The organism is Microcoleus sp. OTE_8_concoct_300 (genome assembly GCF_031383065.1).
Lineage (GTDB): Bacteria > Cyanobacteriota > Cyanobacteriia > Cyanobacteriales > Microcoleaceae > Microcoleus.
In genome coordinates this window covers 1-7,164 of record NZ_JANMZH010000945.1, presented here as the reverse complement: position 1 = coordinate 7,164, position 7,164 = coordinate 1, and the positions used below count along the sequence as shown (strand labels likewise).

The window sequence follows — 7,164 nt, the reverse complement described above, 5'->3', positions numbered from 1 at the left end:
TGGATGCTCATGGTCTTTTAATGCTTGTTGCAGAGTTTCCTTTGTTTCAGAACTGAGGAAGTTTTTAGTAGGCATTGACTTTCTCGGAAAATTATCATATTATACCATACAATATGCGTTTTAGATGCTGAACAGCTTACTAGGGCATAACCATTACCTTTACGGTATTTGGGGAGCTTGGGCTGGAAATGCAATTCTCCCTTACTGTACTTTTTGCCTAGCTCCTTAAAAGATTTAAACGACTCAGCAACAGACCTTAATATATGTTGTGCTGCTTGAGAATATAGAACTTGGTAGTGTTTATTGTTTTTGTATTCCTTCTCTAAGTCGTACTTACCAATCAACTTGCCTGTCTTGAAATACAACTGGCGAGCATAATAGATACCACAATTTGTTAACTTGTGCGACTCCGAGCAAATAAACTCAAGGACTGCTTTTAACTCCGTATTTGGATTAATTAGATTTTGTTGGCATCCATACATTAATTTCACCTCCTTGATATATACTAACATTTGAGCCTAACAATCTATGTGCAAAATGAAAGCAAAAACATTAACAATACGCTGCTCCGAGCGTAGGAGAAATAAGCTTTATTTATATGCTGCTCAAAAAGATAAAACTATCACTGCTTTGATTGAAGAGTGGATTGATAGTCTGGCACTCGAAAAAGAAAGGGAAACAGCAGGTTTTAACCTGCCGTGTCGCGTTTCATCCCCTGTCTGAAGCACGAAGGACAGCAGTACGTGCCTGCTTCTCAGGGGCTTTCACGCTCCCGCTAAGTCTTCTGTAAGCGCGATTTAACCTTAGTTGTTAGTTATATTTTCTACGCTTGCTATTGGGCCTTTCAAAAAGCACATCTTCACTTCCTGCGTGAAAAACCCTAAATTTCTGTCCCCCTCAGGTTCTGGCAGCCCTCACCCCTTCTCCCCCTTTTCTCTTCTCCCCTTCTCCCGGCGCCCTGGCAATCATAGTCGGCAGCAGCTTATTTAACACCTGTTGCAGCTTGAGAGCTCGGCGGCGCAATATTAATTAACGGCAAAGTTCCGCCTCCTCCCATTACTGTCGGAAACTGGCCGTTCCATTTTTCAATCGCTTGCTGCTGCAAAATTTCGGGAGTTAAAGTTTGCCGCTGCAAGCGCTGAGCTTCGGCTTGGCCTTTAGCCCGGTTAATTGCGGCTTGAGCATCTTGGGTTGCTTTTTTAACTGTAAATTCTGCCTGTTTAGCTTCTTGTTCTGCTATCTGTTTGGCTTCGATGGCTTTGCTAAATTCGGGAGAAAAGCCAAAATTTATTAACGAAACATCTCTGACGATGACGCCGTAAGGTTGCAAACGCTTTTTGAGGCTGTTGTCGATTTCTGTTTTGAGTTCCGTGCGCTTAGTGATAATTTCTTCTGCTGTTTTTTTAGAAGTTGCTGCTTTGAGAACTTCCGAAATAGCTGGACTCAGAATGCTGGTAACAATTTGTTCTTCGTCTCCTATTTGTTGGAAAACTTGATTGACGTGGGCGGGGTCAACATTCCAGTTGACTGCCAAATCTGTAGTAATTTTTTGCAAATCTTTGGATGCTGCATCTGCTTGCAGGTCGGTTTTGTGTACCCGCACGCTCAGAGTTTTTACAGAGGTGACGATCGGTAAAATCGGTTGGATGCCTTCATCTAAGATCGCGTCTTGAACTTTGCCGAAGCGCATCATGACGCCGCGTTCCCCTGCGCCGACGATGGCAAAAGGTTTTAAATTTAAGGCGGCGATGATGAAGACGATGCCACCGACGATGTAGAGAGCTAGGTTGTACCGAACACTTTGCATGGTTTTCATATGTTAACTCAGCTAGGTTGTGTTACTGGATGTTAGTTGTCTATTCGCTCTTATCTAAGATTATAACTTCCTGTTAATGGTGTAACAACTCATAAATTTCTTTATTTTTTTCATAAAAGTCATAGGATTGTGAGGGCCGGAAAGCCTCTTAAATCAAAAAAATATTAGATTGCCATTACATTGAGGCTCTGGTATGAACAATGGCACTTGTACCTAGCTGAGATTATTGATGAATAAATGTTTCAATCATCTTGACAATGAGGAGGATTTTAGATAAGGAAGAAGTAAAGAGATAGCTCGCTCGCTCTGGGAGAAGCTATAGCATGAGGATCGGAAAGAGAAAGCTTTCTAGAAAGCTAAAAAATTAGCATCAAATAGGTATTTTTTGTAAATTTTCAGTAGAAAATTGGAGGTGAGCAGCGGTGCAATCTTTGCGGGTTGGCGCAAGCCGCCAAAGATAGAATTTCACTCTTCGATGTACAGACTCTATTTGTAGAATGAGCCTCGGCCCGCCTTACTCAAAGCTCCCCAGTATAAAGAAAGACTCCTTACGCAAGTTGTGAATTTATAGCGTAAAAGGATAAAAATCTGAGTTTAAAAATGCCAGAAAATAAGTTAAGGTTAGATGAGAACGGTTAAATAAAGATGTCTAATGTTGCAGCGACACCCTTGGCCGCAGACAATTGAAGAGGCGCTCGCCATTCAAGAACAGCTTCGGTCAGAGGTAATTACCGAAAATCAACTGTCGCCAGTTCGGTATGTCGCAGGCGTAGATGTCGGCTACGACAGTGCAGACGAGGTATCCCGGGCCGCTGTAACAGTTCTGAGCTTTCCCGACTTGCAGTTGCAGCAGCAAGCTGTGGTTCGCAGTCCTACAGCTTTTCCTTACATTCCCGGTTTCTTGTCTTTTCGAGAAGTGCCGCCAGTCCTTGAGGCTTTGGAAAATATCAGTTTGAGGCCAGACTTGATATTGTGCGACGGTCAAGGACTAGCCCATCCCCGCAGGTTCGGTCTTGCCTGCCATTTGGGGGTTTTGACAGGAATTGCCACGATCGGAGTTGCCAAAAATCGATTTATGGGAGAACATTCAGAAGTCGGACTCGAACGGGGCAGTTGGCAACCCTTGCTGCTTTCGGGATCGACGGTAGGGGCAGCGCTGAGGACGCAAACAGGAGTAAAACCGATTTATGTTTCGATCGGTCATAAGGTAAACTTGATAAGTGCGATCGAGTATGTCCTGCGCTGCGCCCCAAAATATCGCTTACCAGAAACAACTCGATCGGCAGACCAACTAACATCGGGATAACAGGCAAGCGCGGAAGGCATCAAAAAAAAAAGTAAAAAGACAAAAAAGCATCCCTCTTTAGACTTTTAATTTTTGAGGTGTCGCCGTCAAGTCGAAAAATCCTCTGAGTCTACCCCCAATCAGCTTTGGGTTCCATCCTTCCAGCGAACTAAAGAATGACTATACCTGAGAAAGAGGTATAAAAGTTGGGGGGTTTATAGAATGAATGAAAGACAGTAACCTGCTTAAACATTGGCGGCTCTAACTATAGTGCCCGGGCGTGAACTATTTTTAGTTCACATTTGTAAATTATGAAAGAGTCATCCTGCGATTTAGACCAAAAGCTTAGATTCGTCTGATGAGGTTTCATAATTTACCGTCGGATATCTCACCACGCTCGTGGGACTACCCGCGACAGTGGGAGGCGAAGGCGCGATCGAGCTAAAAAATCAGAAAAAAAACGAGGAGACAGTCATGGCTGAGAAAAGCAAACGCGGATTCGCTTCTATGGATGCAGAAAAACAGCGCGCAATTGCTAGCAAAGGCGGAAAAGCTGCACACGAGAAAGGAACTGCACACGAATTCACCCCTGAAGAAGCCAGAGAAGCTGGCCAAAAAGGCGGCGAAGCTGTCAGCAGAAATCGGGAACACATGGCTCAAATTGGTCGCGAAGGCGGTCGGAAAAGCCGCAAGAGCGAATAAGTCTCTCAACGCTGGCTCTGCAACGAAAGATTACACGGTTGCAGTTTGAGAGATAGCACTAGGACACTGAGCGTTTGAGGATGTGGGGCGATCGAATTTCCAGAGGTAGTTCGATCGCCCCACCTCCAAAATTCGTCACTAGCGCAGCAAAGCTTCGCAAATCTGAAAACCCCACAGCAATTAGTTTTTAGCAATCGCTGGCGAATCGGAAACGGCAAATTTTTAACCAAGCTGCACAGGGGTCAATAATTTTGCGGGAAAGAAAATCTCGCCAGCGCGAGTCAGTCTCTCAAAAAAAGGCCATACGAGCACTAAAAGCCCCGACTTCGGGGCTTTTTTGTTTAGCGGTACATAATATTTTCCGAACGCAAGATCGAGTCCGCGTCAATAATTCTAATTAAGTTTTTTGGTGAGGAAGTCCGTCCTCAAAATAAATCAGCTAATATTTTTTTATATTTTTGAGCAAACTATACAATCATGACAAACCAGCTCACTTTAGCATGGACAGAAGCTGGGGTGCGTCAAACTCAGACAATTCACAACGGACAGCCGAGCAAAAATCCCGGAAGCGTAAGGCTCGGGCGCGATCCCGCGAAGTGCGATATAGTATTGTCGCATCCCAGCGTATCGGGTCTACACGTTGAAATATTTTTTAATCAGGAATTGCAGGAGTATGCTGTGCGGAATTTGCGCGAAAGCAATCCGCCGCTGGTAGACGGAAAAATTCTCCCCCGAGGCGAAGCAAAATTGAGATTGGGAAGCCGCATCCATTTAGGCGAAGTGGAAATCGAGGTGGTCAAGGTGACAGAGGTGCAGGTAACCGCGCCGCAGACAGTTTTGCTGGGGCCTCCCGCACTGGGTAACTCTGGGCCTACGGGGCCTTCAAAATATGGTTTGCAGTGTCCCAAGTGCAGCCGAATTTCGCCTTACGCGCAGTTGAATGTGGGGTGTCCGTGGTGCGGTACTTCTTTGGCGGCGGCGGCGAGTGTGATGCTGTCTCCCTGAAAGTTTGAAAAAGGGAAAATCCGGGTATTCGTTAAAGACTCTCAAATAAAAATCTTTTTTGCAGAAAGCTCAAAGCCGACGGCTGATGTTTAAAAAATAATCATGAATTCTCAACCCTTGCGCCTGCGACTAACTTGGACAGATACAACTACGGGGGATTGTCGATCCCCGATACTCGACTTACCCATCGCTTTGGGACGAATTTTTGAAGCTATGCCGGCCACAATCAACGGGGAACGAGTTTCTCGAATTGCCCTCCGCAGCAGTCAAGTTTCTCGCTTTCACGCAGTGATTGGCACCGAAGGCGACAGTATCGTACTCACTGACACGGGTAGCCGCAACGGTACTTTTGTCAATGGCGTTCGCCAAACCCGGTGCGTGCTGGCAAACGGGGATATGCTGCAAGTTGGGCCCTACGCGATCGGCATTTCTTTTGCTGTTAATTCCCTAGAAACGCCGTCTGTCAATTCTCACATTTTCTTTAACCCGCAGACCAATGGGCCAGACCCGGCATTGGGACCGCAAATGGTGTCGCAGGTTTCTCACACAAGTAGTAGGGGAGAATTTCCGCCGATCGCATTTTTGCACGCTTCTCAAATGAAAATGCGATCACTCGAATCTATGGGACTCCCTGTGACAGAAGTTGATTGGGCTGCCGTTGGCGGCGGTTTGGGCAGCTTTATTTGGGTGGATTTGCTGAGAATTTGCGGCGTGAAAACCGATCAAATTGCGGTTTTGGGCATGGAAAACCAGCCTTACGCCCGCTATCTGCGTCTGTGCCTGAATTCTCAAATTCCGCTGCGGGAACGCCTACGATCGAATTCTGACTCTTGTCCAGACAACATTTGGGGCTGGCCGACCTATGCTTTGCGGGAAGCTTGGCAGGAATTGCTCAAAGGGCGTTTGGGAGTATCACTGATGTTGATGTGGCAGGTGTTTGCTGAACCGACTTTTGCCGAAACTTATACGCCTCGCGCGGTGAATGTGTTTGATTCTATTGACAGGGAAGTCGATCGAATTGGGTGGGATCAGATGTTTCGCTACGGTAGAGTGCGGGGAATTCGCAAAACAGATGACGGCAGGTACGCGATCGCTTATTCTCGATCGAATGCGGATCACCGCGATCACGCTTTTTTAATCGCCAAATACGTACACTTAGCCACCGGCTATCCCGCCATTCAATTTCTGCCAGACTTGCAAGCTTACCGCGAAAAAACCCAGGATTTTGAGTCGGTGGTCAACGCTTACGAAAGCCACAACGGCGTTTACGAAAAATTGGAGGCCAGCGGCGGCAGTGTGTTAATTAGAGGCCGGGGAATAGTCGCTTCGCGCGTGGTGCAGCGAATTTACGAAGCGCGACAGCGGAACAGTAACATTCAAGTATTGCATTTGATGCGATCGCCCAAACCCCAGGGCAACAAATTTAAACTCGCTCAGCGCAGCGTCGAAAATCACTACGAATTTCAACCTTTCAACTGGCCGAAAGCTTGCTGGGGCGGGGAACTCCGGGTACTTTTGGAACAAGCCGCCCCCGAATTTCGCCCGCAGTTGCTCACCGACTGGGGCGGCACTACTACAGCCAAGCGCCGGGACTGGCGGCGGATTGTCAAAGAAGGTTTAAGTCAAGGATGGTATCAAATTACCTTCGGGGAAGTCGAGCGAGTCGAGCGCGACAGTCAAAACCGCACGGTGACGTACATTCAGGAGAAGGAACTCAAGGGGCAAATTAAGTTAGAGGCTGATTTTATTATTGATGCTACGGGTTTGGACGCTAAGGTAAAAACCAGTCCCCTATTAAACGATTTGGTAGCTCAATACAATCTTCCCCTCAACGGTTTGGGGCGGCTGAGTGTTAACAATGATTTTGAAGTGCCCGAATTGCGCAACACTTCTGCTAGCAACGGAGAAGGCCGGGTATACGCAGCCGGCGCGATTACTTTGGGAGGGCCTTACGCGCCCGTAGACAGTTTTTTGGGCTTGCAATACGCCGCCTTGCGTTCGGTTGAAAGTCTGGCCGCGGGCCGAGCTCCGGGTGTCCGGAAATTGAGCGTTTGGCGATCGTTCCTGCAGTGGTGGAAGTGGATTTTAAATAAATCTCCCGACTAACTTGGAGGACGAAGTTCGGCAACGAGCCATGTACGGGATTTAATGGATTTAACGGAGATATTGCACCATTTTCAATAGGTTTTTTACGGCCGGGTTCTCCTGCCCACCCCAAAATAAAACTCACTCTTTGTGGAACAGGCATCTTGCCTGTTCTTGAGAATAGTGCAAGATGTGAGATTTAACTGATTTAAACGAACTTCGCCTTCAATCTAAAATCTAAAATCTAAAATCTAAAATCGAACCACCTTCC

Annotated in this window: 6 protein-coding genes; 5 read left to right on the top strand and 1 reads right to left on the bottom strand. The window is 46.6% G+C overall.

What is annotated here, in order from left to right:
* Positions 1–537 precede the first annotated feature (537 nt).
* Entirely contained in the window at positions 538–723 is a 186-nt protein-coding gene (locus tag ACUVJL_RS40155) for a hypothetical protein (RefSeq protein WP_445250925.1), read from the top strand.
* Between the two features lie 259 nt (positions 724–982).
* Here the strand turns inward: ACUVJL_RS40155 and ACUVJL_RS40150 are convergent, their stop codons facing one another.
* On the bottom strand, positions 983–1,816 hold the full coding sequence (locus ACUVJL_RS40150; protein ID WP_445250924.1) for a prohibitin family protein: 834 nt from the start codon (positions 1,814–1,816) through the stop codon (positions 983–985).
* Positions 1,817–2,468: 652 nt separating this feature from the next.
* Here ACUVJL_RS40150 and nfi point away from each other — a divergent pair.
* From nfi to ACUVJL_RS40130, 4 genes are all read left to right on the top strand, one after another.
* Positions 2,469–3,122 carry a deoxyribonuclease V gene (nfi, locus tag ACUVJL_RS40145; protein WP_445250923.1) on the top strand — a complete coding sequence of 218 codons (654 nt, stop codon included), beginning with the start codon at positions 2,469–2,471 and terminating at the stop codon, positions 3,120–3,122.
* Positions 3,123–3,500: 378 nt separating this feature from the next.
* Positions 3,501–3,803: a KGG domain-containing protein gene (locus ACUVJL_RS40140; protein ID WP_445250922.1), complete on the top strand. Its 303-nt coding sequence runs from the start codon at positions 3,501–3,503 to the stop codon at positions 3,801–3,803.
* A gap of 477 nt (positions 3,804–4,280) precedes the next feature.
* The gene (locus ACUVJL_RS40135; protein ID WP_445250921.1) at positions 4,281–4,808 is read left to right on the top strand and encodes an FHA domain-containing protein; all 528 of its coding nucleotides are present in this window, start codon (positions 4,281–4,283) and stop codon (positions 4,806–4,808) included.
* A gap of 102 nt (positions 4,809–4,910) precedes the next feature.
* Positions 4,911–6,914, top strand: a complete 2,004-nt coding sequence (locus ACUVJL_RS40130) for an FHA domain-containing protein (protein ID WP_445250920.1) — start codon at positions 4,911–4,913, stop codon at positions 6,912–6,914.
* The last annotated feature ends 250 nt before the right edge of the window (positions 6,915–7,164 follow it).

Bases quoted from the DNA above. Each gene is read 5' to 3' on its own strand.
- ACUVJL_RS40130 (WP_445250920.1), top strand. From the start codon at position 4,911: ATGAATTCTCAACCCTTGCGCCTGCGACTAACTTGGACAGATACAACT.
- ACUVJL_RS40150 (WP_445250924.1), bottom strand. From the start codon at position 1,816: ATGAAAACCATGCAAAGTGTTCGGTACAACCTAGCTCTCTACATCGTC.
- ACUVJL_RS40135 (WP_445250921.1), top strand. From the start codon at position 4,281: ATGACAAACCAGCTCACTTTAGCATGGACAGAAGCTGGGGTGCGTCAA.
- ACUVJL_RS40155 (WP_445250925.1), top strand. From the start codon at position 538: ATGAAAGCAAAAACATTAACAATACGCTGCTCCGAGCGTAGGAGAAAT.
- nfi (WP_445250923.1), top strand. From the start codon at position 2,469: ATGTTGCAGCGACACCCTTGGCCGCAGACAATTGAAGAGGCGCTCGCC.